The organism is Streptomyces sp. NPDC048481 (assembly GCF_043200075.1).
Lineage (GTDB): Bacteria > Actinomycetota > Actinomycetes > Streptomycetales > Streptomycetaceae > Streptomyces.
In genome coordinates, this window is the sequence record NZ_JBICXC010000003.1 from 161,199 (window position 1) to 185,362 (window position 24,164).

Annotated in this window: 27 protein-coding genes and 1 tRNA gene; 8 read left to right on the top strand and 20 right to left on the bottom strand. The window is 70.4% G+C overall.

Going from position 1 to position 24,164, the window contains the following annotated elements; translation table 11 throughout:
* Position 1 precedes the first annotated feature (1 nt).
* Both ACGFSH_RS11355 and nth read right to left on the bottom strand, forming a co-directional pair.
* The gene (locus ACGFSH_RS11355; protein ID WP_393347222.1) at positions 2-697 is read right to left on the bottom strand and encodes an NUDIX hydrolase; all 696 of its coding nucleotides are present in this window, start codon (positions 695-697) and stop codon (positions 2-4) included.
* A gap of 100 nt (positions 698-797) precedes the next feature.
* A complete protein-coding gene (gene nth, locus ACGFSH_RS11360; RefSeq protein WP_393347224.1) occupies positions 798-1,811 on the bottom strand; it encodes an endonuclease III in 1,014 nt (337 codons plus the stop codon).
* A 328-nt stretch (positions 1,812-2,139) separates the two neighbouring features.
* Here nth and ACGFSH_RS11365 point away from each other — a divergent pair, with 328 nt between their 5' ends.
* On the top strand, positions 2,140-2,814 hold the full coding sequence (locus ACGFSH_RS11365; RefSeq protein WP_020129286.1) for a Crp/Fnr family transcriptional regulator: 675 nt from the start codon (positions 2,140-2,142) through the stop codon (positions 2,812-2,814).
* Positions 2,815-2,851: 37 nt separating this feature from the next.
* Positions 2,852-3,679: a nucleotidyltransferase gene (locus ACGFSH_RS11370; RefSeq protein WP_393347226.1), complete on the top strand. Its 828-nt coding sequence runs from the start codon at positions 2,852-2,854 to the stop codon at positions 3,677-3,679.
* An 80-nt stretch (positions 3,680-3,759) separates the two neighbouring features.
* Here the strand turns inward: ACGFSH_RS11370 and ACGFSH_RS11375 are convergent, their stop codons facing one another.
* The 4 genes from ACGFSH_RS11375 to ACGFSH_RS11390 form a co-directional block, all read right to left on the bottom strand.
* Complete coding sequence (locus tag ACGFSH_RS11375; protein WP_393347228.1) at positions 3,760-4,590, bottom strand: MBL fold metallo-hydrolase; 831 nt, start codon at positions 4,588-4,590, stop codon at positions 3,760-3,762.
* A gap of 97 nt (positions 4,591-4,687) precedes the next feature.
* Positions 4,688-5,566, bottom strand: coding sequence for an NUDIX hydrolase (locus tag ACGFSH_RS11380; protein WP_393347230.1), 879 nt, complete (start codon positions 5,564-5,566; stop codon positions 4,688-4,690).
* Positions 5,567-5,799: 233 nt separating this feature from the next.
* Complete coding sequence (locus ACGFSH_RS11385; protein WP_393347232.1) at positions 5,800-6,264, bottom strand: RidA family protein; 465 nt, start codon at positions 6,262-6,264, stop codon at positions 5,800-5,802.
* The gene (locus tag ACGFSH_RS11390) at positions 6,261-6,419 is read right to left on the bottom strand and encodes a DUF4177 domain-containing protein (protein WP_020129281.1); all 159 of its coding nucleotides are present in this window, start codon (positions 6,417-6,419) and stop codon (positions 6,261-6,263) included. Before ACGFSH_RS11390 ends, ACGFSH_RS11385 begins: the two co-directional genes overlap by 4 nt.
* 120 nt (positions 6,420-6,539) lie before the next feature.
* Here ACGFSH_RS11390 and ACGFSH_RS11395 point away from each other — a divergent pair, with 120 nt between their 5' ends.
* Together ACGFSH_RS11395 and ACGFSH_RS11400 are read left to right on the top strand one after the other, a co-directional pair.
* Positions 6,540-7,517 carry an ArsA-related P-loop ATPase gene (locus ACGFSH_RS11395; RefSeq protein ID WP_393347234.1) on the top strand — a complete coding sequence of 326 codons (978 nt, stop codon included), beginning with the start codon at positions 6,540-6,542 and terminating at the stop codon, positions 7,515-7,517.
* Positions 7,514-8,989, top strand: coding sequence for an ArsA family ATPase (locus ACGFSH_RS11400; RefSeq protein WP_393347235.1), 1,476 nt, complete (start codon positions 7,514-7,516; stop codon positions 8,987-8,989). Before ACGFSH_RS11395 ends, ACGFSH_RS11400 begins: the two co-directional genes overlap by 4 nt.
* A 14-nt stretch (positions 8,990-9,003) precedes the next feature.
* On the opposite strand, the gene wblA is transcribed toward ACGFSH_RS11400, so the two are convergent.
* Entirely contained in the window at positions 9,004-9,342 is a 339-nt protein-coding gene (gene wblA / locus ACGFSH_RS11405; RefSeq protein WP_069768403.1) for a transcriptional regulator WblA, read from the bottom strand.
* Positions 9,343-9,749: 407 nt separating this feature from the next.
* Here wblA and ACGFSH_RS11410 point away from each other — a divergent pair, with 407 nt between their 5' ends.
* Positions 9,750-12,038: a transglycosylase domain-containing protein gene (locus ACGFSH_RS11410; RefSeq protein WP_393347238.1), complete on the top strand. Its 2,289-nt coding sequence runs from the start codon at positions 9,750-9,752 to the stop codon at positions 12,036-12,038.
* A gap of 162 nt (positions 12,039-12,200) precedes the next feature.
* Here the strand turns inward: ACGFSH_RS11410 and ACGFSH_RS11415 are convergent, their stop codons facing one another.
* Positions 12,201-12,665, bottom strand: a complete 465-nt coding sequence (locus ACGFSH_RS11415; RefSeq protein ID WP_393347240.1) for a GatB/YqeY domain-containing protein — start codon at positions 12,663-12,665, stop codon at positions 12,201-12,203.
* Positions 12,666-12,759: 94 nt separating this feature from the next.
* Here ACGFSH_RS11415 and ACGFSH_RS11420 point away from each other — a divergent pair, with 94 nt between their 5' ends.
* From ACGFSH_RS11420 to ACGFSH_RS11430, 3 genes are all read left to right on the top strand, one after another.
* Positions 12,760-13,686 (top strand): metallophosphoesterase, encoded by a 927-nt coding sequence (locus ACGFSH_RS11420; RefSeq protein WP_393347242.1) that lies wholly within the window; start codon positions 12,760-12,762, stop codon positions 13,684-13,686.
* Between the two features lie 279 nt (positions 13,687-13,965).
* Positions 13,966-14,751, top strand: coding sequence for a Pr6Pr family membrane protein (locus ACGFSH_RS11425; RefSeq protein ID WP_393347244.1), 786 nt, complete (start codon positions 13,966-13,968; stop codon positions 14,749-14,751).
* Between the two features lie 42 nt (positions 14,752-14,793).
* A tRNA-Pro gene (locus tag ACGFSH_RS11430) sits at positions 14,794-14,867 on the top strand.
* Between the two features lie 116 nt (positions 14,868-14,983).
* On the opposite strand, the gene xerC is transcribed toward ACGFSH_RS11430, so the two are convergent.
* From xerC to ACGFSH_RS11490, 12 genes are all read right to left on the bottom strand, one after another.
* Complete coding sequence (xerC, locus tag ACGFSH_RS11435; RefSeq protein WP_393347246.1) at positions 14,984-16,153, bottom strand: tyrosine recombinase XerC; 1,170 nt, start codon at positions 16,151-16,153, stop codon at positions 14,984-14,986.
* Positions 16,153-16,335, bottom strand: a complete 183-nt coding sequence (locus ACGFSH_RS11440; protein WP_359165586.1) for a helix-turn-helix domain-containing protein — start codon at positions 16,333-16,335, stop codon at positions 16,153-16,155. Before ACGFSH_RS11440 ends, xerC begins: the two co-directional genes overlap by 1 nt.
* On the bottom strand, positions 16,328-17,674 hold the full coding sequence (locus ACGFSH_RS11445; protein WP_393347250.1) for a replication initiator: 1,347 nt from the start codon (positions 17,672-17,674) through the stop codon (positions 16,328-16,330). Before ACGFSH_RS11445 ends, ACGFSH_RS11440 begins: the two co-directional genes overlap by 8 nt.
* A gap of 101 nt (positions 17,675-17,775) precedes the next feature.
* Positions 17,776-18,090 (bottom strand): SpdD protein, encoded by a 315-nt coding sequence (locus ACGFSH_RS11450; RefSeq protein ID WP_393347252.1) that lies wholly within the window; start codon positions 18,088-18,090, stop codon positions 17,776-17,778.
* A 17-nt stretch (positions 18,091-18,107) separates the two neighbouring features.
* The gene (locus ACGFSH_RS11455; RefSeq protein WP_167467581.1) at positions 18,108-18,263 is read right to left on the bottom strand and encodes a hypothetical protein; all 156 of its coding nucleotides are present in this window, start codon (positions 18,261-18,263) and stop codon (positions 18,108-18,110) included.
* A 15-nt stretch (positions 18,264-18,278) separates the two neighbouring features.
* Positions 18,279-18,458 carry a mobile element transfer protein gene (locus ACGFSH_RS11460; RefSeq protein ID WP_359126702.1) on the bottom strand — a complete coding sequence of 60 codons (180 nt, stop codon included), beginning with the start codon at positions 18,456-18,458 and terminating at the stop codon, positions 18,279-18,281.
* A 15-nt stretch (positions 18,459-18,473) separates the two neighbouring features.
* Complete coding sequence (locus ACGFSH_RS11465; RefSeq protein WP_393347254.1) at positions 18,474-19,187, bottom strand: DUF2637 domain-containing protein; 714 nt, start codon at positions 19,185-19,187, stop codon at positions 18,474-18,476.
* Between the two features lie 87 nt (positions 19,188-19,274).
* Positions 19,275-20,639, bottom strand: a complete 1,365-nt coding sequence (locus ACGFSH_RS11470) for an FtsK/SpoIIIE domain-containing protein (RefSeq protein ID WP_393347256.1) — start codon at positions 20,637-20,639, stop codon at positions 19,275-19,277.
* 5 nt (positions 20,640-20,644) lie between these two features.
* Entirely contained in the window at positions 20,645-20,992 is a 348-nt protein-coding gene (locus ACGFSH_RS11475) for a hypothetical protein (RefSeq protein WP_393347258.1), read from the bottom strand.
* 902 nt (positions 20,993-21,894) lie between these two features.
* Positions 21,895-22,716, bottom strand: a complete 822-nt coding sequence (locus tag ACGFSH_RS11480) for an integrase (RefSeq protein WP_393347260.1) — start codon at positions 22,714-22,716, stop codon at positions 21,895-21,897.
* Positions 22,713-23,564 carry a sigma factor-like helix-turn-helix DNA-binding protein gene (locus ACGFSH_RS11485; RefSeq protein ID WP_393347262.1) on the bottom strand — a complete coding sequence of 284 codons (852 nt, stop codon included), beginning with the start codon at positions 23,562-23,564 and terminating at the stop codon, positions 22,713-22,715. Before ACGFSH_RS11485 ends, ACGFSH_RS11480 begins: the two co-directional genes overlap by 4 nt.
* A gap of 175 nt (positions 23,565-23,739) precedes the next feature.
* Positions 23,740-24,141 (bottom strand): ATP-binding protein, encoded by a 402-nt coding sequence (locus ACGFSH_RS11490; RefSeq protein WP_393347264.1) that lies wholly within the window; start codon positions 24,139-24,141, stop codon positions 23,740-23,742.
* Positions 24,142-24,164: the final 23 nt, after the last annotated feature.

Sequence of the window (24,164 nt, forward strand, 5' to 3'; positions counted from 1 at the left end):
GTCATGACCGCCAGTCCAGCGGGACCTGCTTCTCCCGGTCCCAGGGGACCTCCCAGCCCGCGAAGTGCAGCAGACGGTCGATGACACCGGCCGTGAACCCCCACACAAGTGCGGATTCGACCAGGAATGCCGGGCCGCGGTGGCCGCTGGGATGCACCGTCGTGGCCCGGTTGGCCGGATTCGTGAGATCCGCCACGGGCACCGTGAACACCCGCGCCGTCTCTCCGGGATCGACGACGCCGACCGGGCTCGGCTCGCGCCACCAGCCCAGGACCGGCGTGACGACGAACTCGCTGACCGGGATGTACAGCTTGGGCAGCACGCCGAAGAGCTGGACGCCGGAGGGATCGAGGCCCGTCTCCTCCTCGGCCTCGCGCAGAGCCGCCCTGAGCGGCCCGTCGCCGTGCGGGTCGCCGTCCACCGGGTCCAGGGCGCCGCCCGGGAAGGAGGGCTGACCGGCGTGCGAGCGCAGGGAGGTCGCCCGCTCCATGAGCAGCATCTCGGGGCCGCGCTCGCCCTCGCCGAACAGGATCAGGACGGCCGACTGGCGCCCCGCGCCGTTCTCCGGCGGCAGGAATCGGCTGAGCTGACGCGGCCGCACCGTCTCCACCGCGTGCACCACCGGGTCCAGCCAGGCGGGCAGGCCCTCCTTGCTGAGAGTCACCGGACCGCCCTGGGTACCGCTCGTGCGCGTCATCCTCACACCACCCCCCGTTCTGCCGGGTACAACGCCCGGACACCGGCAGATCGTTCCGCGAGCCGCCCGGCGTCCGCTCCCGCGGCCGGCCGTCCTGCCGTCATCCGGCACCCAGCGGCGGCGCGGGGCGGCCGCCCGCTTCCAGGTAGGACCGGGGCGGGTTCAGACGCTGGCCGGGGAAGCCGCCCTTCTCGTACTTCAGCAGCTTCTTCGCCTTCTCGGGGTCCGTCTCGCCCTCGCCGTAGGCCGGGCAGAGCGGGGCGATCGGGCAGGCGCCGCAGGCCGGCTTGCGGGCGTGGCAGATGCGGCGGCCGTGGAAGATCACGTGGTGCGAGAGCATCGTCCACTCGCTCTTGGGGAACAGCGCGCCGACGTCGGCCTCGATCTTGTCGGGCTCGCTCTGCTCGGTCCAGCGCCAGCGCCGCACGAGCCGCTGGAAGTGGGTGTCCACGGTGATTCCGGGCCGGCCGAAAGCGTTGCCCAGTACGACGAAGGCGGTCTTGCGGCCGACTCCCGGCAGCTTCACCAGGTCTTCCAGCCGGCCGGGGACCTCGCCGCCGAACTCCTCCACGAGGGCCTTGGAGAGGCCTATCACCGACTTGGTCTTGGCCCGGAAGAACCCGGTGGGGCGCAAAATCTCCTCGACCCGCTCCGGGTCCGCGGCCGCCAGGTCCTCGGGGGTGGGATACGCGGCGAACAGGGCGGGGGTCGTCTGGTTCACCCGCAGGTCGGTGGTCTGGGCGGACAGCACGGTGGCGATGACCAGCTGGAACGGGTTCTCGAAGTCCAGCTCGGGGTGGGCGTAGGGATAGATCTCGGCGAGTTCGCGGTTGATGCGGCGGGCGCGGCGCACGAGAGCGGTGCGCGACTCCGGCTTGCCGCCGCCCGCCTCGACCGCTGCCGACTTCCCGACGACGTCCTCTTCGGTGGCGGTCTTGTCCGCGCCGGTCTTCTTGACGGCGGTCTTCTTGGCGGCAGCCTTCTTGACAGCGACCTTCTTGACGGCGGCTTTCTTCGCGGCGGCCCTCGTGACCGCGGGCCGGCCGGCGATCTCCTCGGACGCGGGCCGACCGGCGTCCGGATTCCCGCTGTCGGCCGCTTTCTTCGCAGGCATCTCGTTTGTCACCTTTGCCGTTTTCCTACCACCACCGGAGCCATGTTCGCCCACAGCGGAAACGCGACGTGCAACCACCAGCGCAGCCCCCTCGGCCTGTGCTCTCACCGGCGTTTTGGACACCCGGCCAGCCTAGAGCCCGGCACGGACATCCGCCCCGGACCCTGAAGATCGGCCCCCAATTGGACCCCTGCCGCTTACCCCAGGACATGTGTGCGGCATCCTTGTGACAGATCACACTGTTTGGACCGCCCGGCAAAACGGGGAACACGGACCCCTGGTACGCGGGGAGCAAGATCCCCTGAGCAGGTCGACAAGGAGAGAACTCGTGGACGACGTCCTGCGGCGCAACCCGCTCTTCGCGGCCCTCGACGACGAGCAGGCCGCCGAGCTGCGCGCCTCCATGAGCGAGGTGACCCTGGCCCGTGGCGACTCCCTGTTCCACGAAGGCGACCCCGGCGACCGGCTCTACGTCGTCACCGAGGGCAAGGTCAAGCTCCACCGCACCTCCCCGGACGGCCGGGAGAACATGCTGGCCGTGGTGGGCCCCAGCGAGCTGATCGGCGAGCTGTCGCTCTTCGACCCGGGCCCGCGGACGGCCACCGCCACCGCCCTCACCGAGGTCAAGCTCCTCGGCCTCGGCCACGGCGACCTCCAGCCCTGGCTGAACGCCCGCCCCGAGGTGGCCACCGCCCTGCTGCGCGCCGTCGCCCGGCGCCTGCGCAAGACCAACGACGCCATGTCCGACCTGGTCTTCTCGGACGTCCCCGGCCGTGTGGCCCGCGCGCTGCTGGACCTCTCCCGCCGCTTCGGCGTGCAGTCCGAGGAAGGCATCCACGTCGTCCACGACCTCACGCAGGAGGAGCTGGCACAGCTCGTCGGCGCCTCGCGCGAGACCGTGAACAAGGCGCTGGCCGACTTCGCCCAGCGCGGCTGGCTCCGTCTGGAGGCGCGCGCCGTCATCCTGCTGGACGTGGAGCGGCTGGCCAAGCGGTCGCGCTAGCGGCCGTCGTCCACCCGGCGACCGGACCCGCATCCTCATGTCCGACGCGGTTTCCTCCCGAGGCCTCGACGCCCAGGGGCACATCGTCCGCGAGGGCTCCCTCGCGCGCGTGACCCACGAGTTCCGGCCGGTCGTCGAAGACGCCCGGGACCGGATCCCGGGCGTCTTCGGGTCCCGGCTGCACAGTGCGTACGTCAACGGGTCGATCCCGCGCGGCACCGCGCGCGTGGGACGCAGCGACGTCGACCTGCTGATCGCGCTGCACGAGGAGCCCACCGAGGCGGACCGGGCCGCGGGACGGGCCCTGGTCCGCGCCCTCGACGAGCGGTTCCCGCAGATCGACGGCGGCGGCACGCTGCTCTTCGGCCGCGACCGGCTGCTGAGCGATCTGGAGCGGCACGACCTCGGGTTCTTCGTCGCCTGCCTGTGCACCCCGCTTCTCGGCGAGGACCTCGCCCGGCACCTGCCCCGCTACCGCCCCGACCGGCTGCTCGCCCGCGAGACCAACGGCGACCTCGCCCTGTTCCTGCCGCGCTGGCGCGAGCGCATCGCTTCCACGGACGGCTCGGAGGCGGCCCTGCGGCCTCTGGTGCGGTTCATGTCCCGGCACCTGGTGCGCACGGCGTTCACCCTCGTCATGCCCCGCTGGAACGGCTGGACCAGCGACCTGCACGAGATGGCGGACGCGTTCGGCGCGTACTACCCCACGCGTGCGGAACAGGTGCGCGCGGCGGCCCGCCTCGGCTACGAGCCGCGGGGCGACCACGCCGTCCTCTCGTCCTACGTGGACGACCTCGGCCCCTGGCTCGCCGGCGAGTACGCGCGCGTGCACGGCGTGAAGGCCCCCAGACCCGAGGACGCCTAGCCCGGTGGCCGGGGTCGGACACGGCTACGGCTAGCGCGAAAGCAGAGGCTCCCCGACGGCAGAGCCTTGTGCAACGCCCTTTAGATGAGCCCGTGCTCCGTCAGGTACTCCAATTGCGCGCGCACCGACAGTTCCGCGGCCGGCCACAGTGAGCGGTCGACGTCGGCGTACACGTGCGCGACGACGTCGGCGGGCTCGCGGCGGCCGTTCTCGACGGCCGTCTCGACCTGGGCGAGCCGGTGGGCGCGGTGGGCGAGATAGAACTCCACGGCGCCCTGGGCGTCCTCCAGGACCGGCCCGTGGCCCGGCAGGACCGTGTGGACGCCGTCGTCGACCGTGAGGGACCTCAGCCGCCGCAGGGAGTCCAGGTAATCGCCCAGGCGGCCGTCGGGATGCGCGACGACGGTCGTGCCGCGGCCCAGGATCGTGTCGCCCGTCAGGACGGCCCGGTCGGCCGGGAGGTGGAAGCACAGGGAGTCGGCGGTGTGCCCCGGCGTCGGCACGACCCGCAGCTCCAGCCCGCCCACCTCGACCACGTCCCCGGCGGCCAGGCCCTCCTCGCCGAGCCGCACGGCCGGGTCCAGGGCCCGCACCTTGGTGCCGGTCAGCCCGGCGAAGCGGACGGCGCCCTCGGCGTGGTCGGGGTGGCCGTGCGTCAGCAGGGTCAGGGCGACGCGCTTGCCGGCCCGCTCGGCGGTGTCGACGACCGCGCGCAGGTGGCGCTCGTCCAGCGGGCCCGGATCGATCACGACCGCCAGCTCGGAGTCCGGCTCGGAGACGATCCAGGTGTTCGTGCCGTCGAGGGTCATCGCGGACGCGTTCGGCGCGAGGACGTTGACCGCGCGCGCGGTGGCGGGGCCCGAGAGGACTCCGCCTCGCGGCTGGCCGGGGAGGGCGGCTGCGTCGGTCATGCGGAAGGGCCTTCCATCCGGCGTCGTCGGACCGTCGTCGGGCGGGACGGAGCAGCCCGCCGCCGGTCCGGGACGGCGGGGATGCTCGGGGCGGTCGTCACGCGGGGTCTCCCCCCGGTGCGGCGGCCGGAATGTGCTTGGTGAACTCGTCGTGCCCCGGCCAGGACAGCACGACCACGCCGTCCTCCAGGCGGGCCTGCGCGAGGACCGGGCTCAGATCGCGGTCGGGGGCAGCGGCGAGCGCCTGCGCCGCCGTGGCGTACGGGACGAGCCGGCGCAGCGTCGCGACGGTCGGCGGCATCATCAGCAGCTCGCCCCGGTCGTACGCGGCCGCCGCGTCCGTCGGACGGATCCACACCGTGCGGTCGGCCTCCGTGGAGGCGTTGCGGGTGCGCTGCCCCTCGGGGAGCGCGGCCACGAAGAACCAGGTGTCGTAGCGCCGCGACTCGAACTCGGGAGTGATCCAGCGCGTCCAGGCCCCGAGAAGGTCGGAGCGCAGCACCAGACCGCGCCGGTCGAGGAACTCGGCGAAGGACAGGTCGCGGGCGGCCACCGCGGCCCGGTCCGCCTCCCAGTCGGCGCCCGTGATGTCGCTGACCACGGAGTTCGCCGTCGGCCCCGCGAGCAGGACACCGGCCTCCTCGTACGTCTCGCGCACGGCGGCGCAGACGATCGCCTGGGCCGCCGTCTCATCGACGCCCAGGCGCTCGGCCCACCACGCGCGCGTGGGGCCGGCCCAGCGGACGTGCCGGTCGTCGTCGCGCGGGTCGACACCGCCCCCGGGATAGGCGTAGGCGCCCGCGGCGAAGGCCATGGAGGCGCGTCGGCGCAGCATGTGGACGACGGGGCCGCTCTCGGTGTCCTTCAGGAGCATGACCGTGGCCGCACGCTTCGGGGTGACCGGGGTGAGCGTGCCGTCGGCCAGCGCGCGGATGCGTTCCGGCCAGTCCTGGGGGAACCACTGCCCATTCGCCATGGGCGCGAGGCTATCCCGTGGCGCGCGAATGTTCGAGAGGTACCCGAGGTCAGGGCACGTCCACGGGACCCGCGTGACGGTGCGCGAAGGCCCCCCGTGGCCACTGGAGGGCCCCGGAACGCCTCCACGGATCCTCCGACGCTCCCGGGGCTCGCCACGCCTCTCCGCAGCGCTCCGCGGCCCGCAGCACACCGCGGTCGACCGAGGTGCGCCGGTCGGGGCCGCCGGTACCGCTACGGCGCGAGTTCCACCTGGATCTCGACCTCCACCGGCGCGTCCAGCGGCAGCACCGCCACGCCCACCGCGCTGCGCGCGTGCACGCCCTTGTCGCCGAAGACCTCGCCCAGCAGCTCGCTCGCGCCGTTGAGGACGGCGGGCTGGCCGGTGAAGTCCGCGGCCGACGCCACGAAGCCGACGACCTTCACCACGCGCGCGACGCGGTCCAGGTCGCCCGCGACCGACTTGACGGCGGCCAGGGCGTTCAGCGCGCAGGTGCGGGCCAGCTCCTTGGCCTCCTCCGGGGTGACCTCGGCGCCGACCTTGCCGGTGACCGGCAGCTTGCCGTCCACCATGGGCAGCTGACCGGCCGTGTACACATAAGGGCCGGACTGCACGGCGGGCTGGTAGGCCGCCAGCGGCGGCACGACCGCCGGCAGGGTCAGTCCCAGCTCGGCGAGCCTCGCCTCGACCGCGCTCACGCCTTCGCCCGCTTCAGGTACGCGACGAGCTGCTCCGGGTTGTTCGGCCCGGGCACGACCTGGACGAGCTCCCAGCCGTCCTCGCCCCAGGTGTCCAGAATCTGCTTCGTCGCGTGGACGAGCAGCGGCACGGTTGCGTATTCCCACTTGGTCATGGGGGCGACTTTATCCGCTGCCGCGGGAGGGGCCGTTCCCCAGGCCATGTGGCCGATTGCCGCCCCCGTTGTCCACAGCCTCCCGGTCGCCCCGGGCGCCGACTGGTTACGCTCGAAGGCGTGAGCAGGCTCCAGGTCGTCAGCGGCAAGGGCGGGACCGGCAAGACGACGGTCGCCGCGGCCCTCGCGCTGGCCCTCGCCACGGCGGGGAAGCGCACGCTTCTCGTCGAGGTGGAGGGCCGGCAGGGCATCGCGCAGCTCTTCGAGACAGAGGCGCTGCCCTATGAGGAACGCAAGATCGCCGTAGCGTCGGGCGGCGGGGAGGTGTACGCCCTCGCCATAGACCCCGAACTGGCCCTTCTGGACTACCTCCAGATGTTCTACAAGCTGGGAGGCGCCGGACGGGCCCTGAAGAAGCTCGGCGCCATCGACTTCGCGACCACGATCGCGCCGGGACTGAGGGACGTGCTCCTCACCGGCAAGGCCTGCGAGGCGGTACGGCGCAAGGACAAGAACGGGCGGTTCGTGTACGACTACGTCGTCATGGACGCCCCGCCCACGGGGCGCGTCACCCGCTTCCTGAACGTCAACGACGAGGTCGCCGGGCTGGCCAGGATCGGCCCGATACACAATCAGGCGCAGGCCGTGATGCGGGTGCTGAAGTCGCCGGAGACGGCCGTGCACCTGGTGACGCTGCTGGAGGAGATGCCCGTCCAGGAGACCGCCGACGGCATCGCCGAGCTGCGGGCGGCGAAACTGCCGGTGGGGCGGGTCATCGTCAACATGGTGCGCCCCGAGGTGCTGGACGAGGACGGCCTGGAACTCGTACGGACGGTGACGCGTTCTTCTGTCGCCCGGTCGTTGTCCACGGCCGGGCTGGGCGGGGCGCGGCGCGGCGGGCGCGCCGAGCGGCTGGTGGACCCGCTCCTGAAGCAGGCCGAGGAGTACGCGGAGCGGTACGCGCTGGAGCACGAGCAGCGCGCGGTCCTGGGCGAGCTGGACCTGCCGACGCACGAACTGCCGTTGCTCGCCGAGGGCATGGACCTCGCGGGCCTGTACCAGCTCGCCACGGAACTGCGGAAGCAGGGGATCGCATGAGTGCGGACCGGACCCACGACCAGGCAGGCGCCCGGCGCCGGCTCTCCCCCGCGCCCGTGCTGGAACTCGACCCGCTGCTCGACGACCCGACGACCCGCATCGTGGTGTGCTGCGGCTCGGGCGGCGTCGGCAAGACGACGACGGCGGCGGCCCTGGGGCTCCGGGCGGCCGAGCGCGGCCGCAAGGTCGTCGTCCTCACCATCGACCCCGCGCGCCGGCTCGCGCAGTCGATGGGCATCGACTCGCTGGACAACACCCCGCGCCGGGTGAAGGGCGTCGAGGGGGACGGCGAACTGCACGCGATGATGCTCGACATGAAGCGCACCTTCGACGAGATCGTCGAGGCGCACGCCGACCCGGACCGGGCCGCGGCGATCCTGGGGAACCCGTTCTACCAGTCCCTCTCGGCGGGATTCGCGGGCACGCAGGAGTACATGGCGATGGAGAAGCTCGGGCAGCTCCGCGCGCGGGACGAGTGGGACCTGATCGTCGTCGACACCCCGCCGTCGCGTTCGGCGCTGGACTTCCTGGACGCGCCCAAGCGGCTCGGCTCGTTCCTGGACGGCAAGCTGATCCGCGTCCTGCTCGCGCCGGCGAAGGTCGGCGGGCGTGCGGGGATGAAGTTCCTGAACGTCGGGATGTCGATGATGACGGGCGCGCTGGGCAAACTGCTCGGCGGCCAGCTGCTGAAGGACGTGCAGACGTTCGTGGCGGCGATGGACTCGATGTTCGGCGGCTTCCGCACGCGCGCGGACGCCACGTACAAGCTGCTCCAGGCGCCCGGCACGGCGTTCCTGGTGGTGGCGGCTCCCGAGCGGGACGCGCTGCGGGAGGCCGCCTACTTCGTGCAGCGGCTGGCCGCCGAGGACATGCCGCTGGCCGGTCTGGTGCTCAACCGCGTCCACGGCAGCGGCGCCGCCCAGCTGTCCGCCGAGCGGGCGCTGGCCGCCGCGGAAAATCTTGAAGAGCCCGGCATTGTGGATCAGGACGCCGGGAAGGCTGGACTTCGTAACTCTCCCGACACGCACGGCAGTTCAGGATCACCCGCACCCGGCCCGGATCGCGGCGCCCCCACCGACGCGGACCCGGCCACCGACACGACCACGGACGGCGGCGAGGACTCGACCGGCACCGGCGCCACGGACACCCACGCGGACCGGCCGACGACGCCGACGGGCCTCGACGGGCCGACGTCGGCGGCCTCCGACGGCACGGCGGAGGCCGAGGCGGACCGGGCCGTGGACGACCTCACCGCCAGCCTGTTGAGACTGCACGCGGAACGCATGCACCTGCTCTCCCGCGAGCAGCGCACGCGCGACCGCTTCACCGCGCTGCACCCCGAGGTGGCGGTGACCGAGGTGGCCGCACTGCCCGGGGACGTGCACGACCTGGCGGGTCTGCGGGACATCGGCGATCGGCTCGCGACCGAACGGCCGGAGCTGCCCGGCACCGCCGACACCGCCGGCGCCTGAGGCGGGGGCTGTGCTCAGCCCACCGCCGCGTAGTTCTCGTACATCTGGTCGTCGTCGAGCGGCAGGATGCCCGCTCCCCGCTCGTACTCCGAACGCGCCGTCTCCAGCAGCCGGCGCCAGGAGGTCACCGTCGGACGCCTGCGCAGCAGTGCGCGGCGCTCGCGCTCCGTCATGCCTCCCCACACGCCGAACTCGACGCGGTTGTCGAGCGCGTCCGCCAGACATTCGGTGCGTACCGGGCATCCGGTGCACACCGCCTTGGCCCTGTTCTGCGCTGCTCCCTGAACGAACAGTTCATCCGGATCGGTAGTGCGGCAGGCGGCCTGCGCACTCCAGTCGGTTACCCAGCCCATACCGGCGCCGTCCTCTCCCGAATCGAGGCTCCCCCACGGCGGCAGCGGCATATTCACCGCCGCCAGTTGAGGACGTTACGGAAGGTGGGCACAGCGCAACACCCCCTTCGGGCCCAATCTTGAATGGCCCGAACGGACTATGGGTAAGCGGCAGATCACCCGGGGGAGTGAGCCCGCGACATATGTGATGTACCCGACGAACGGGACAGTTCAGCTGAGTCACAACGGACGCCGAGTGACACACAAGGCGGATTCGGACACGCCCCCACCAAAGATTCCGGGGAACATCCGGAACGATTCGGGGTCGCCGGACGTATTGATACGTAGCCCTGCTGCTGTGACAGTTGAGAGCAGCTTAGGCCAAGGCATTGACGTGTGTCCGGCGAATCAGAACGTAGGCTGCCCCCATGCCAAAGAAGCGCTCGGGCGGTGGTCTGTCGCCAACGCAGCAGGCCGCCAAGTTCCTCGGTGTCAGTGTGCTCGCGGGAGCGGTGCTGGCCGGTATCGCCCTGCCCGCGTTCGGTGTGCTGGGCCTGGCCGCGAAGGGATCGGTGGAGTCGTTCGACGAACTCCCGGTCAACCTCAAGACGCCGCCGCTGAGCCAGCGCACCACGATCCTCGACTCCGAGGGCGGCCAGATCGCCACGGTCTACTCCCGTGACCGCACGGTCGTCGACCTGAAGAACATCTCGCCCTTCATGCAGAAGGCGATCGTCGCGATCGAGGACTCCCGCTTCTACGAGCACGGCGCGGTCGACCTCAAGGGCGTCCTGCGCGCGCTCAACAAGAACGTGCAGAGCAGCGGAGTCGCCCAGGGCGCCTCCACGCTCACCCAGCAGCTCGTGAAGAACGTGGCCATCGAGGAGGCCGGCGACGACCCGACGAAGGTCGCCCAGGCCACGCAGCAGACCCTCGGCCGCAAGATCAAGGAACTGAAGTACGCGATCCAGCTCGAGGAAGAGCTCAGCAAGAAGAAGATCCTCGAGAACTACCTGAACATCACGTTCTTCGGTGAGCAGGCCTACGGCGTCGAGGCGGCCTCGCAGCGCTACTTCTCCACGCACGCCAGGTCCCTCACCCTGCCGCAGGCGGCCCTGCTGGCCGGCATCGTCCAGTCGCCCAGCCGCTACGACCCGGTCAACGACGAGGCCGAGGCCACCAAGCGCCGCAACACCGTGCTGGCGCGCATGGCCGAGGTCGGCGACATCTCGCAGGCCGAGGCGGCCGAGGCGCAGAAGACCCCGCTGGGCCTGAAGGTCAAGAAGCCGAAGAACGGCTGCATCACCGCCGTCCAGGGCGCGAGCTTCTTCTGCAAGTACGTCGAGCGCGTCTTCCTCAGCGACCCGGTCTTCGGCAAGACCAAGGAGCAGCGGGCGAAGGTCTGGAACCAGGGCGGCCTCACCATCCGCACCACCCTCGAACCGCAGGCCCAGAAGTCCGTCCAGGCCTCCCTCAAGGACCACGTCTACAAGTCGGACAAGGTCGCGGGGGCCGCCACGCTCGTCGAGCCCGGCACCGGCAAGATCCTCGGCATGGGCCAGTCGAAGCCCTACGGCTACGGCAAGAACGAGACCGAGTACAACTACTCCGTCGGCTCCTCCATGGGCGGCTCGAACTTCGGCTTCCCGACCGGATCGACCTTCAAGCCGTTCGTGGCCGCGGCCGCGCTGGAGGAGGGCCGGCCGCCGAACCAGGAGTACTCGTCGCCGTACCAGATGCAGTACCCGAGCCCGGTGCAGACCTGCGGCAGCAAGCCGTGGGTCAACACGAACAACGAGAAGCTGGAGAACGAGAGCGAGTCCGAGAAGGGCCCCTTCCAGCTGCGCAAGGCCATGGAACTCTCGGTCAACACCTACTTCGTGCAGATGATCTCCGACATCGGTCTGTGCCCCGTGGTGAAGATGACCGACGCGCTGCACGTCGTCCAGGGCAACGGCGACAAGCTGCCCGAGGTCCCCGCCATCGCGCTCGGCTCCAAGGGCATCTCCCCCCTGACGATGGCCACCGCCTACGCCGCCTTCGCCTCCCGCGGCATGTACTGCAGCCCCGTCGCCATCGAGTCGATCACCCAGATCGTGGGCGGCACGAAGAAGTCGCTCGAGGTCCCGAAGTCCACCTGTGCCCGGGCCATGTCCGAGAAGACCGCGGACACCGTCAACACCCTGCTGAGCGGTGTGGTCGACTCCGGCACCGGACAGCAGGCCGGCCTGGACGGCCGCGACAACGCCGGTAAGACGGGTACGACGGACGCCCGCAAGAACGCCTGGTTCGTCGGCTACACGCCGAAGCTCTCCGGCGCCGTCTGGGTCGGCAGCGCCACCCAGAAGGTCAAGATGACGAACATCTGGATCGGCGGCCGCTTCCACGACCAGGTCTACGGCGGCGACACCCCCGGCCCGATCTGGCGCGACGCCATGACCGGCGCCCTGGAGGGCAAGGACTCCGGCCAGTTCAACCTCGTCAGCATCCCGAACCCGCCCGACAAGAACCGCGACAAGGACAAGGGCAAGGGCGACGGAAACGCCGCCGGCGGAACCGGAGACGACGGCGGCAACGGAGACGACGGCGGCTTCCTCAGCGGCCTGCTCACCAACGGCGGAAACACCAACGGCGGCAACTCGACCGCCGGCGACGGCGGCGGCGGCTTCTTCCGAGGCCAGACCAACGGAAACGGCAACGGCGGCCGCCGCGGCTGATCGGCCCCAAGGCTGACGGACACGACGAACGGTCCCTGCCCCCCCTCGCAGGGGGGGCAGGGACCGTTCGTCGTGTCACGGGACCTTCCGCCCGACGGCACCTAGGGGACGCGCGCTCTGAACAGCGGCCCCCGGCAGACCGCCGGAGGGCTGGGCGAGGCGTCAGCCCGCGAGGTGCTTCTTGACGGCGGCGGCGACCCGGCCGCCCTCCGCCAGACCGGCCACCTTCGGGTTCACGATCTTCATGACGGCGCCCATGGCCCGCGGCCCCTCGGCGCCACCCGCCCTCGCCTCCGAGACGGCCTGGGCGACGATGCCGTCCAGCTCCTCGTCGCTCAGCTGCTTGGGCAGGTACGTGGCGAGGAGCTCGCCCTCCGCCTTCTCCCGCTCGGCCGACTCGGCGCGACCACCCTGCGCGAAGGCGTCCGCGGCCTCGCGCCGCTTCTTCGCCTCCTTGGTGATCACCTTGAGGACCTCGTCGTCGGAGAGCTCCCGCTTCTCCTTGCCCGCGACCTCTTCCTTGGTGATCGCGGCGAGCGTCAGCCGCAGCGTCGAGGAGCGGAGCTCGTCGCGCTCCTTGATGGCGGCGTTGAGGTCATCGTGCAGCTTCGACTTGAGCGTGGTCATGGGTCCGATTGTCGCAGGTGCGGACGTCCCTCCGCCCGCCCATTAAACGGGCGGCAGGGCGAAGGGGGTTGGCGGCGTCTGACACGATGGACGTATGCGCGCGCGATACGGAGTACCTCTGTCCCTTGCTGCGGCCGGCGCCGCCGGTCTGGCGTACGCGGCGGGTTTCGAAGCCCGCTCCTTCCGCCTCCGACGGGTCACCGTCCCCGTCCTGCCTGCCGGAATGCGTCCCCTGCGTGTGCTGCACGTCTCCGACATCCACATGGTCGGCGGCCAGCGCAAGAAGCAGCGCTGGCTGCGCTCGCTGGCCGGCCTGCGCCCCGACTTCGTGATCAACACGGGCGACAACCTGTCCGACCCCGAGGGCGTCCCGGAGACCCTGGACGCGCTCGGCCCCCTGATGGAGTTCCCGGGCGCGTACGTCTTCGGCTCCAACGACTACTACGGGCCCAGGCTGCGCAACCCCGCCCGCTACCTCCTCGAGAAGACCCAGGGCCGTCACGGGCTGAACGGCAACCCGCCCGCGACGAACGTCGTCCACAACCCGTGGGAGGACCTGCGGGACGGTTTCGACGCCGCGGGCTGGCTGAACCTGACGAACACCCGGGGCACGCTGAAGATCGAGGGCGCGTCCGTGGAGCTGACGGGCCTGGACGACCCCCACATCAAGCGCGACCGCTACGCCCGGGTGGCCGGCGGCCCGTCCGCGTCGGCCGACTTCTCGATGGGCGTGGTGCACGCCCCGTACCTGCGGGCCCTGGACCCCTTCGCGGCCGACGGCTACCCCCTGATCCTGGCCGGCCACACCCACGGCGGCCAGGTGTGCATCCCCTTCTACGGAGCCCTGGTCACCAACTGCGACCTCGACACGGACCGCGTGAAGGGCCTGTCGACCCACACGGCCGAGGGCCGCACCTCCTACCTGCACGTCTCCGCGGGCTGCGGTGCCAGCCGCTACACCCCGATCAGGTTCGCCTGCCCGCCGGAGGTGACGCTCCTCACGCTGGTGGAGAAGCAGTAGGAAGTACGTAGGAAGTACGCCCGTACGCCGGCCTCCCCTCCCCGGGCGTGACGGATACATCCCGGGGCGGGCCGCGCCGGCACCCGGGCGGGCCGCCGAACGTGCGACGCGTGACTGGGTGAATGACTGACTGGCTGACCGGCTGACTGGCTGACCGAGACGGCCGGCCCCCTCTGGAGCCTGGAGGGGGCGCCCGGCACCACCCCTCGACTGTTCAGCGGGTCCCCCGAACGGCCCACCCATATCGCCCGTTTCGTCACGCTTGCCTAGCGTGAGGACATGACCGCGCCGATACCCAGGGACCTCCCGGATCTGCCTGCGATTCCGCGGACCCACGCGCTCCTGCTTTCCTCCGTCCCCGCCTCGGCGGTGGTCGCCCCCGTGCGCCGCCCCCTGGCCGCCACGCTCCGCCTGCTGCTGGCCGGCACGGCCGCGGCGGGCGTGACCCTCGCCTTCCTGCTCGGCAGCCCGCTGCGGGTACTGAGCCACTTCGCGATCCAGAGCAACATCCTGCTGGCCCTGGTCACGCTGCTGTCCGCCCGCCGCGCATGGGCCGCCCGCCGACCGCTCCCCGCGGCCCTGACGGGGGCGGCGCTCCTCTACGTCGTGATCACCGGCCTGGTGTACCACCTGCTCCTGGCCGACGCGTCCGTCCCCTTCTCGGTGACCCACACCAACACCGCCCCCACGGGCTGGCACGCGGTCGCCGGCCACCTCCTGCACACGGTGACACCGGTGGCCGCCGTCCTCGACTGGCTGCTCTTGACGGCGCCGGGCCAGATGCGCCTGCGCCGGGCCGCGACATGGATGCTCTACCCCGTCGCCTACCTGGCGTTCTCCCTGGCCCGCGCCCAAGTGATCACCGCCGGCACGCCGGGCCGCTATCTCTACCCGTTCCTCGACGCCGAGGCCCACGGCTACAAGCACACCCTGGCCAACGCCCTCCTGCTCGGGCTGGCCTTCTACGCCCTCGCGGTCGCCCTCGTAGCCCTCGACCACGTCCGCCCTAACCCGATCACTCACCGGGCCAAAACCGGATTTCGTCTCCAGCCACCAGTGGGCTAAAGTAAACGACGTCGCCGCGACAAGCAGGACAAGCAGCGACATCGGGGTGTAGCGCAGCTTGGCAGCGCGCTTCGTTCGGGACGAAGAGGTCGTGGGTTCAAATCCCGCCACCCCGACAGCTGAATTGCAGATCAGAGGGCCCTTACCGAATCGGTAAGGGCCCTCTGGCGTTGCTGCGTGTCTAACTGCGTGACTATCGATTCCTGAGTGCTCGACTGCGTGACTACAGCAGCTACGGCCGCCGCGGATCGGCGCCGAAGATACCGTCCATGGCGACGGCCCCGGTCTCGATGACGGGCCGGATCTGCTTCCGGTAGACCTCCTCCGTCACAGCTGTCCCAGAGTGCCCGACGAGCCGCGAAATCACCTCCAGCGGGACGCCACGGTCGGACAGCAGAGACACGAAGCTGTGCCGGAGCTCCCGCGGCGTCCACTCGTCGGCGTCGATCCCGTCGACGTCCTTGAGCGCCTGGCGGAAGGCGCGGCGGACGTTGGCGGCGTCGAGCGGCTTGCCCACGGCCGAGGAGAAGACGAGCCCGTGTTCCTCCCACTTCTCGTCAGCGGCGAGCCGATCCCAGCCCTGATCTTCGAATTGCTGCCACAGAGCATCGACGCAGCGCGCCGGCAGAGCGAGCGTGCGCCGGGACTTCCGGGTCTTGGTGTCGCCGCCTTTGCGGACGGAGCGCCACACGGCGATGTGTGGAGGCTGCGGCGGGTCGGCATCCGGCTTGCCCTTGAGGAAGACGTGATCCCAGGTGAGCGCCCGGAGTTCCTCGGTCCGGGCCCCGGTCAGCAGCGCAAGGACGATGTACGCATGCATCGAGGTGCCCTCGGCTCCCTTGAGCACGGCATCGGCCTGGGCGAAGGTGAGCGCCTTGGACGGCCGCCCGGCTCGACCCTGGGGTACCGAGCACAGCTCGACGACGTTCCGCTTCACTTTGTCTCGCGCCATGGCTCGTTTCACCGCGCGGTTCAGGTACGAGTGGATCGACTGGAGGGTGCGAGTGCTGAGCGTCTTCGCCTTGGTGGCCAGCCAGCGGTCTACGTCCTCCGCGCTGAGGTCGCGGAGCTTGCGAGCGCCCAGTGACGGGATGACGTGCTTCTCGCTCAGGAGCGTGGTCGTTGCGAGGGTGCTGGGGTCGAGGCCCGCCAGGCCGTAGGCGAGCCAGTCATTCACCGCGTCCTTGACCGTGTAGTTGGTCGGCGCGATGGCGAGGCCGTCTTCGTGGTCCCGCAGTACCTCCTTGAGCTTGTTCTTCGCCTCGGTCTTAGTCTTGCCACTCCCCCGCTTGACGATCCGCTTCCCGCTCGGGTCGAAACCGAGGTTCGCCGTGGCGATCCAACGCTGTCTCTTTTCGTCCCAATGCAGGCCACCATCACCGCGGCTACGACGCAGAGCCATCAGGCGGCACGCTCCATCTCGTCAGCGATGAAGTGCCGCAGGGCGGACGCCGGAATGCGTCGGCAACGGCCGATGGTGACCGAGGGCAGCCGCCGCGTACGGATCAGGTCGTAGATGGTGGACCGGCCGAGCTTGAGACGGCCCATCACCTCGGCGACGGTGAGCAGTTCGTCATCACGCATGGTCGGGCTCTCCTTCTACGTCGTGAGGGGCAGGGCGCGAGGCGGCGAACAGGGCTTCTGCCTTGGTGAGGCCGGTACCGGCGAAGCGCCAGTGCGAGAGGACGAGGACGGTGTCCGGGTCCGGGAGAGGGTGGCCGGCCAGGGCGGCGCGTTCGCGGGTGAGTGCTTCGTTGTGGTCTGCACGTTCCTGGCGAAGGGCGCCCAGGGTGACGGAGTACGCGCGGGACTTGGTGGAGAAGTGACCGCGGAAGCCGAGCATGTGGGCCCACTTGCGCAGCCGGAGTTCTTCGAGTTCGGGCAGTCCTCCGAGGTGCCAGCAGGTGAGGATCATTTGCCGGGCGTGGTCGGTGACGTCGGTGCCGATCAGGTCGGTGATGGGGTTGCGGATGGTGCGGTCCAGGGTTCCCGCAGTCTCGGCGCCCTTGGTGGCGTACTTGGCGATGTAGGCGGCTACGGCCCGGCTGCTGAGGTCGGTTGGGCCGGTGAAGTCCGCCGAGCGGATAGGGCGGATGTCGAGCTGTTCGCCGAAGCGGAAGGTGTGGGCGCGGCCGTCGAGGACCGGACCCGGCGTCTCGGCGAGACGTGCAGCAGAGCGGATCGCATCGCTGAGGAGCTCTGTCGTCGCCCAGACGGGCGGGGAGTCCTCGGCACCGTCCGGACCATCGAGACGGATCACAGCGTGAAAGTGGACGGCTCCGCGCCGCTGGTACTCGGCCACCTTGGCGTACGACACCTTGAGGCAATGGCGAAGCTCAGAGCGGCCGATGCCCGCGCGGGAGGCGAGCTGTTGACGTAGGTAGGTGGTGAAGCGGGCCCAGAGGGCACCGGCGTGCGCGTTCCAGAGGACGGCGTCGCGGTAGTCGTAGCGCTCCGGGTTCAGCGGGGTGCCGAGGGCGGGGTCGTCGTCCGGGTGAAGGCGTCCACAGCGGCAGCGACCGCCGCCGGGCCGGTTGTGGACGGGCCCGAAGGACGGAGCGGTGAAGGTGGCGAAGACGCGGGGGTGTTGGGCAACGTCCGGGCCGATGCCCTTGCCACCGCTGAGGCCGGCCGTGACGAGGTGGAACGTGTCCTTGCGGTAGACCTCGGCGCAGGCCGCGCAGCGGGTCGCACGGCGGTTGTTGCACCGGATGAGGAGCTGTCCGGCGGGAAGGTCGCGGTCGAAGAGTTCCCGGACGATTTCACCGGTCGCCGCGTGGACGTCGAGGCGGTGGCCCTCCATCCGTACGGGCCGCTCACAGCCGCCGAGCCGCTGAACCTGGTGTGCGTAGGTACTGAGGTCGCCGTACTGGGCGAGGGCTGCCAGTTGGCGGACGGCTCCGGCGGGAGCCTCGGGACGCATGTGTGGGTTCCTCCTTGAAGGGGCGGAAGTTCGGGATGGACATCCCGGCTTGTCCAGTGGGCTAGACAGTGTGGGCAAGCCGGGACGCTGCACAGATGGGGTCAGCGCCGGTCGCTCTTGAGGATCGAGCGGATGACGACCGCACAGACGGCCACGGAAGCCGCTGTGATCGCGACGGCGAGCAGCATCGAGACGAGGACCGCGCCGACGACCAGGACCAGGGCTCCCCCGCCGGCGGCGAGGGTGAGCACGCTGCCCGGGGTGAGTTGGACCGTCGGCCGGTTGGAGACGGGAGCCGCCTGTACCGGGGCGGGCGCGTAGGCGGTGGGCTGGTAGGCCGACGGGGCGGAGGTCGCCGTGGTCGTGCTGGTGGGGATCGGTGCGGTGTCCGGGCGGGGGTACTTGGGCGTGAACACGGGCGGTCCCTTCGTGGTCAGTCGAGGAGCGTGGCGACGGCGGGGGCGAGGACGCTGTTAGCGACGAGGTAGCCGCCGAGGAGAAGCAGGGCGACCAGCCACCACGGCGGGCGGGCGAGCTGGATGCCGAGGACGGCGACGACGAGCACGGCGAACCAGAGCGGGACGGTCATGGCAGCGGTCTCCTGTCAGGCCTTGCAGCGGTGGGTGCGGGCGGCGAGTTCGGCGGCGGCGCGGCTGTCGTACTCGGTGGAGAAGTCGCAGCGGGGCGCGGTGCAGGCGGCGAGGTGGCGGTTGCGGCCGCGGGCGATGTAGGAGGCGACCTGTACGGGGCCGACGCGGCGGACGTTGCGGAAGCGCGGGTTCACGGTGTTCGTCCCTTCTCAGAGGTGGGCGGCGACAGCGGCCGTCATGGACGGAGGCAAGCCGAGGCGGGCGCGGACGGCGTCGGGGTCGGCGACGAGGCCGGTCGTGGCGCGGTGTTGCTCGGCCAGGGCCTGGGCGCGGTCGATGAGGGCGGGCGGGAGGGTGACGGCCGGGGCGGGCGTCGGGACGGGGACAGCCGCGACCGGTTCGGGGCTTGCGACTGACTCCGGATCGAGCTCCGGGCTGGTGACCAGGGCCGGAAACGCGTCACGTTCGGGCGCGTCGACCGCAGCCGTAACGTGGGCCGGTTCGGTGTCCGTCTCAGGCGTAGCCGTGGCCGTCGGTGCGTCCAGGGTGCGTGGTGTGTGGGCGAGCAGGGTTCCGCCGAAGAAGGCGACGGCGGGCCAGCCGGCCACCACGACGCGGAGCGACGCGGGGACGTCGTCCAAGTCGAGGAGCCCGGCAGTGGCAATGTTGGCCCCGAGGGATGCGGCCAGGGCGATCAGGAACCACAGCCGCGGCCCCCCGGCCGGTTGCCCGGCGCGCTGCTGTTCGCGCATCCGGCGCCAGGCGGCAACCAGCAGCAGATCGACGGAGACGGGATAGGCCCACGCCTTCCAGCCGCCCTGTCCGGCCGCGTCGGCAAGGTCGTGAAGGTGCGAGAAGGACAGGGCACCCGCGATCACGGCTTGGACGATCACAGCGTCCACACGGGCCAACTGGGCGCGCATCGGCTCGGGTTCCTTCCTGTTCGAGGCATGGGAGGGGTAAGGAGTTGGCGCGAGGCGGTCACGCCGACCGTGGGGAGGGTGGTGCGGCTACTCGGTCACCGGGCGGGCGGTAGGCACGCCGGCCGGGGCGAACGCCTTGGAGGACTCCACGGCGACGATGGGCCGGAAGGAGTCGAGGCGGGGCAATTCAGGCACAAGTGCGGCCGTGTCACGGCAGATGGCCGCCGCCTCGTCGAGGGACAGGTGCGGTGAGCGGGCTCGGGACCAACCGCCGGAGGAGTCGCCGACGATCGCGACGCCGGGCCGTTCGGCCGGGATGGAGGTGGCGGCGAGCGCCGCTTCCGGGGAGATGTCGGCGAGCGCCATGTTCGCCGAGGACTCGTCATTGACGCGGTGGCAGATGCGGCCGGTGAGCTGTGCGCGGAGCATGGTCGCGCCCTTACCCAGCTCGGAGCCGAAGCGCTGCCCGCACACTTCGAGATAGATGCCGGCCGCACGGCCGAGCTGGGCGATGCGGATCAGCTTGGTGACCATGGCGTCACGGCGCTTCTCGTCGTCGCGGTTCGCGGCGAGGAAGAGTTCGGCGACCTCGTCCACGACGACCACGACCGGCACCGGCCGTACCTCGTCCGGCAGCCCCCACACGTCCGAGGTGAGGACAGCATCCGGGCCCGCAGCAGACGACAGACCGATCAGACGGAACCGTGCCTCCATCTCTTCCAGCAGGACGTCAAGGAGTTCGTTCGCCCGGTCCGGAGTGTCGGCGAGCGCCGACAACCGGGGTGCGAACGGAGCCAGTTCCACACCCCATTTGCAGTCGACCCCGACGAGCACGACCCGTTGCCGGGCCAGGCCGCACACCAGGTTCCGCAGGTACACGGACTTGCCGGACTGCGTCGCGCCGAGGATGAGTTCATGCGGCACGGCGCGGAAGTCCCTTACGTGCCACCGTCCGTCGTCACGAAGCGCCAGCGGAAGGATGAGCGGCCCGCGCTGCTTCCACCGCCGAGCGGGCTGCACGTCGGAGAGAACATCCCAGCCGATCAGGCGCAGTTCGAGCCAGCCCGGCTTGGTCGGACGGATGTGCACGGCGTGTGCGGCCCAGGCATGGCGCAGCCGGTCGGCCGAGGCCATGAAGTCCTCGGGAGCCTGCCCGGTCGCCATGCGCAGCCGCATCACGAGCCCAGACCCGGTCGGCCACGGCAGCGACCGCCGAGGCGGGACGGGGGCCGCCTCCCGCCCAATCATCCGGGCCGTGGCCCGACGGACGGCCGACGCCGGGACCGTCAGGCCGCACGCGTCCATCGTGGCCCGGTAGGTGGTGAGCACGCGCAGCGCGACGAACGGGTAGCCGACCAGCCACCAGAACGCGACCGGTGCGCGGCGGCGCAGGACCAGCAGGGCGGCGAGTGCCAGCAGGCACAGGGTCAGCGTCCAGACGATGTCGGTCATGGCGTTCAGCCCTGCACCGGAGCCGGGGCGTTGACCATGACCGCGTCCGCGCGGTAGGCGATGCCGTGACGCATCCGCCCACCGAACTCGCTCTCCCACGGCCGGGCGATGAGGCCGGGCAAGATGACCGGAGCTCCCATCACCAGGCCCTCACCGATGCCCTTCTCGGGAACGGTGACCTTGATCATGTCCGAACCGCCCGCCGCGATGAACACCAGCTCCAGCACCATGAGCCGGTCGCTGGTCACCGGGTCGATGGCGATCTCACCGGTCTGGCGGTCCTTCACCTTGACCTCGGGCAGCTTGGTGACGAGGAGCGTCGCGGCCGAGACGTCTACGGGGATGACACGCATTTCTTGAACCTCACTTAGTTGGCGGTGCGGCCAAGCCACACCGCGTGGGCCTGAATACCCCCCTAGACAGCAGAGGAGTGGCCCGCCCTAACTGTCTAGGGGGGTTGACGACCACAGTAGGCCGACAGACCGTCAACTGTCTAGGGGGGTATACGAGATGGTTGGGTCATGGCGGATCGCAACGACCGGCGAGGAGAATGCCGTCATGGCGTCCACCTCTCCCGCATCGCGGCTCGTGGCTGCGGCCGCTAAGGCTCGACTCCGACCCCTTGGACTTCGCCAGCATGGCCGCTCTCGCCTGTGGCTAGACGATCATGGCTGGTGGCTGGGGTTCGTCGAGTTCCCCTCGCCTCAATGGAGTCAGGGCAGCGGACTGCACGTCGGGGCCATGTGGCTATGGCAAGACTCGGACCACTTCACGTTCAACGTCAGCGAGCGGGTGGGAGCGACCGAGCACTACCGCAACGATGAGCAGTTCTCTCGAGAAGCAGAGCACCTTGCCTCACGCGCTGGGGCACAAGTGCAGGAGCTCCGCAGTAGGTTCGCTGACTTGCAGGCCGTAGCGAATCACTTGATCGCCCAGCCGGTCAGGCTCGGATGGTTCTGGGAGTCATGGCATGCCGGAGTCGCTGCGGCACTCATGGGCGATGCCCCCGTGGCGCAGGATCGGTTCGCGGCAGCGCTCAAGGAGGAGCCTGTCGCCCCGTGGATGGACGACGCTCAACGATCGGTGCGGGAGCTCCAGCAGATCGTTCAGGACAGGAACGCAGTCCAGTCCTGGGCTCTGGAACGGATCGCCGCATGTCGGCGAAGACTGGGGCTGCCACCGTTCCAACCACTCGACGGAGTGCTGATCAGCGAGTCGCGGGAGAGCACCCAGCCCAAGCAATAGCGGCCGAGCGCTACGACAACGTCCAGTGCAGCACCGTGGCGTCATCCTGTGCTTTGCCGCGGGGCCAGCGCCGGCCATCGGGGTCGTCGAGCTCTGCCGCCCGTACGCGGCGGATGAGTTCAGCCGGCCCGGATGAACCGAGAACAGTCAGCGTTCCTTCCCAGGTGTCCAGGTCGAAGGAGTCGACGAGCCGTGTCGCACCGTCGCTGAGCAGCGTGGCAGACGCCAGCGACGCCACTGGAACAGTCCCGGTGAGGGCGTGACCGGCTGCTCGCGGATCGGGTCCGGCGATCCAGAAGCCGCCAGGTCGGTTACGGAGCCCCGTCAGAGCGTCGCGGTAGTCGGCCAAGGCGGCGGCATGCTCGGGTGAGCCGGTAGGCAGTTCGTCGACCGGACCGCGAAGTCGTTTCCCGACCTCGTCCAGGCGCTGGTCTGTGATCGCGGTTGTCTTCCCGTCCGGGTCGGCGAGGAGAAGCGTCGAATCGCCGAGCACTAGGTATTCCAGAGCTTCCGCGCCGGCCCGGACGGCGACCACCGTGCTGGTTGGACTCGCGCGATAGGACAGATCGCAGCTGTCCTCGTGCAAGGACCGAACAGCCCGGATCGAGTCGGCCAGGCAGTCGGCGAGCGGCCGGGCAGGGTGTGCGGTGATGGTGCTCAGCAGCAATCCCCCCAGCGTTGAGGAGAACCAGGCGATGCCGTGCGTGCACCCGGTATCTGCCCCAGCGACGCCGGCCCCGTCCAGCAGTACAGCCACCCCGGAAGCGGCGGCGGCGAAGTCCTCGTTCGCCTGTCCAGGTTCTGCGGACAGCGAGGCGAGAGCGACGTTCACGCCGTCGTCTCCTCGTCGTGCCGGTAGATCGGGGTGAGCAGTTCCACGGACTGAGGCTCGTCCGTCTCAGGGTCGTACTCGACGCTTACGAGCGTGGAGAAGTGATGCTCGCCCACCTGGCCCCAGAGCGTGTTCAGGTCCGAGGCAAGCAGCTGGACGACGCCGAGGGAGCCTGCGGTGTGGATACCGGCGATCGCGAGCACGGAGCCGTTGCCGTCCGGGCGGGGCAGCCTGCCGAGGTATCCGACATCGTGCGGGCGCTGCTGCTCGGTGTCCGCTCCCGCGCGGTAGGCCGTGCCGGTACGTCGGTCCAGCAGCGCCCACGGTTCGTTCTCGGGATGTTCCCAGCTGAGGACGGGATCCTGCGCGTAGAGGTCACTCATGGTCTGGGACATGCCCGGTCCGCAGACGACGACCAGGCCGTCACGGTTGAGGTCGACCTCACCGCTCACCAGGACGTGGCCAGAGCTGACGTCGAGCCCGTACGACTTGGCTAGCTCTTCGAGCCGCCTGCCGGAGTTCACGTCCGCCATGGCGACGACCGGGCGCTTCTTCTGGTCGTCCCACCGCAGCGGAGTCACGACCGTGACGGCGCCCGCACCGAGGAACGCACCCTCGGGCGCCGGGCCCGTGTGACGGATCTGGTGAATCCGCCCGCGACTCAGGCCGGCCTTCTCGGCGATCTGCGCGTACGACAACCCCTGCGAGTGGAGGTCCTGAACGACACGACGGCGGAGCCGGGCGAGTTCGGTCACCTCCTGCTGCGCGTCGGCCAACCGTGTCGTGACCTCACGCAGGAGCAGGTACGGATCATCGATCGCCATGATCCGCTGCAACTCGTCCGACATGACCACACCTCCTAGAAGTAACCAGGAGTCTAGGGCCCTAGACGGAATGGGCGGGAGTCGCCTGCCTGAATGAACCCCGATCACGTAGAAGCCGGCCCGACGCCCAGGCACTCCCCGGGGGCTCACCCCCCACTGCCCGCGAGGCCGCCACCGATCACCGCGGGAAAGCCACCCATCACGAACCAGTCCGCACCAGCTCGGCCCAGACGCAGCGGGCACCCGAAGGTCGGTCCTTCACACCCCAGTTCTTGGCGCAGGCCGCAATCAGCATCAGCCCACGGCCGTCCTCTTCCACGTGCCTGATGACGCTGCGAACCATAGGTTCCTCGTCGCCACCCTGGTCGACGACCTCGATACGAACCAGGTCATCCGCGAAGTGGACGAGCACGAGGAACCATCCTCGGTACCAGCCGCTCCGCGTGTGCTTGACGGCGTTGGCCGCCAGCTCGCCGACGACCAGGACGGCGTCGTCGACCAGCTCTGCGGTCTCGTCCTCCAGCAGCGCGGCGACGAAGTGACGGGCCTGGGCAACCTGCCAGGTCAAGCCGGGGAACATCCGGCACCAGCTTTTGGGCATGAAAAAACACTCCTCCTCGTCTA

Excerpts from the sequence above, each read along its gene's own strand:
- ACGFSH_RS11355 (WP_393347222.1), bottom strand. The coding sequence starts at position 697 with ATGACGCGCACGAGCGGTACCCAGGGCGGTCCGGTGACTCTCAGCAAG.
- xerC (WP_393347246.1), bottom strand. The coding sequence starts at position 16,153 with ATGGCTCTGCGTCGTAGCCGCGGTGATGGTGGCCTGCATTGGGACGAA.
- ACGFSH_RS11375 (WP_393347228.1), bottom strand. The coding sequence starts at position 4,590 with ATGACCGACGCAGCCGCCCTCCCCGGCCAGCCGCGAGGCGGAGTCCTC.
- ACGFSH_RS11475 (WP_393347258.1), bottom strand. The coding sequence starts at position 20,992 with ATGCGTGTCATCCCCGTAGACGTCTCGGCCGCGACGCTCCTCGTCACC.
- ACGFSH_RS11485 (WP_393347262.1), bottom strand. The coding sequence starts at position 23,564 with ATGTCGGACGAGTTGCAGCGGATCATGGCGATCGATGATCCGTACCTG.
- ACGFSH_RS11415 (WP_393347240.1), bottom strand. The coding sequence starts at position 12,665 with ATGACCACGCTCAAGTCGAAGCTGCACGATGACCTCAACGCCGCCATC.
- ACGFSH_RS11390 (WP_020129281.1), bottom strand. The coding sequence starts at position 6,419 with ATGACCAAGTGGGAATACGCAACCGTGCCGCTGCTCGTCCACGCGACG.
- ACGFSH_RS11455 (WP_167467581.1), bottom strand. The coding sequence starts at position 18,263 with ATGACCGTCCCGCTCTGGTTCGCCGTGCTCGTCGTCGCCGTCCTCGGC.
- nth (WP_393347224.1), bottom strand. The coding sequence starts at position 1,811 with ATGCCTGCGAAGAAAGCGGCCGACAGCGGGAATCCGGACGCCGGTCGG.
- ACGFSH_RS11420 (WP_393347242.1), top strand. The coding sequence starts at position 12,760 with ATGCGCGCGCGATACGGAGTACCTCTGTCCCTTGCTGCGGCCGGCGCC.
- ACGFSH_RS11490 (WP_393347264.1), bottom strand. The coding sequence starts at position 24,141 with ATGCCCAAAAGCTGGTGCCGGATGTTCCCCGGCTTGACCTGGCAGGTT.
- ACGFSH_RS11440 (WP_359165586.1), bottom strand. The coding sequence starts at position 16,335 with ATGCGTGATGACGAACTGCTCACCGTCGCCGAGGTGATGGGCCGTCTC.
- ACGFSH_RS11400 (WP_393347235.1), top strand. The coding sequence starts at position 7,514 with ATGAGTGCGGACCGGACCCACGACCAGGCAGGCGCCCGGCGCCGGCTC.
- ACGFSH_RS11445 (WP_393347250.1), bottom strand. The coding sequence starts at position 17,674 with ATGCGTCCCGAGGCTCCCGCCGGAGCCGTCCGCCAACTGGCAGCCCTC.
- ACGFSH_RS11380 (WP_393347230.1), bottom strand. The coding sequence starts at position 5,566 with ATGGCGAATGGGCAGTGGTTCCCCCAGGACTGGCCGGAACGCATCCGC.
- ACGFSH_RS11470 (WP_393347256.1), bottom strand. The coding sequence starts at position 20,639 with ATGACCGACATCGTCTGGACGCTGACCCTGTGCCTGCTGGCACTCGCC.
- ACGFSH_RS11370 (WP_393347226.1), top strand. The coding sequence starts at position 2,852 with ATGTCCGACGCGGTTTCCTCCCGAGGCCTCGACGCCCAGGGGCACATC.
- ACGFSH_RS11410 (WP_393347238.1), top strand. The coding sequence starts at position 9,750 with ATGCCAAAGAAGCGCTCGGGCGGTGGTCTGTCGCCAACGCAGCAGGCC.
- wblA (WP_069768403.1), bottom strand. The coding sequence starts at position 9,342 with ATGGGCTGGGTAACCGACTGGAGTGCGCAGGCCGCCTGCCGCACTACC.
- ACGFSH_RS11425 (WP_393347244.1), top strand. The coding sequence starts at position 13,966 with ATGACCGCGCCGATACCCAGGGACCTCCCGGATCTGCCTGCGATTCCG.
- ACGFSH_RS11465 (WP_393347254.1), bottom strand. The coding sequence starts at position 19,187 with ATGCGCGCCCAGTTGGCCCGTGTGGACGCTGTGATCGTCCAAGCCGTG.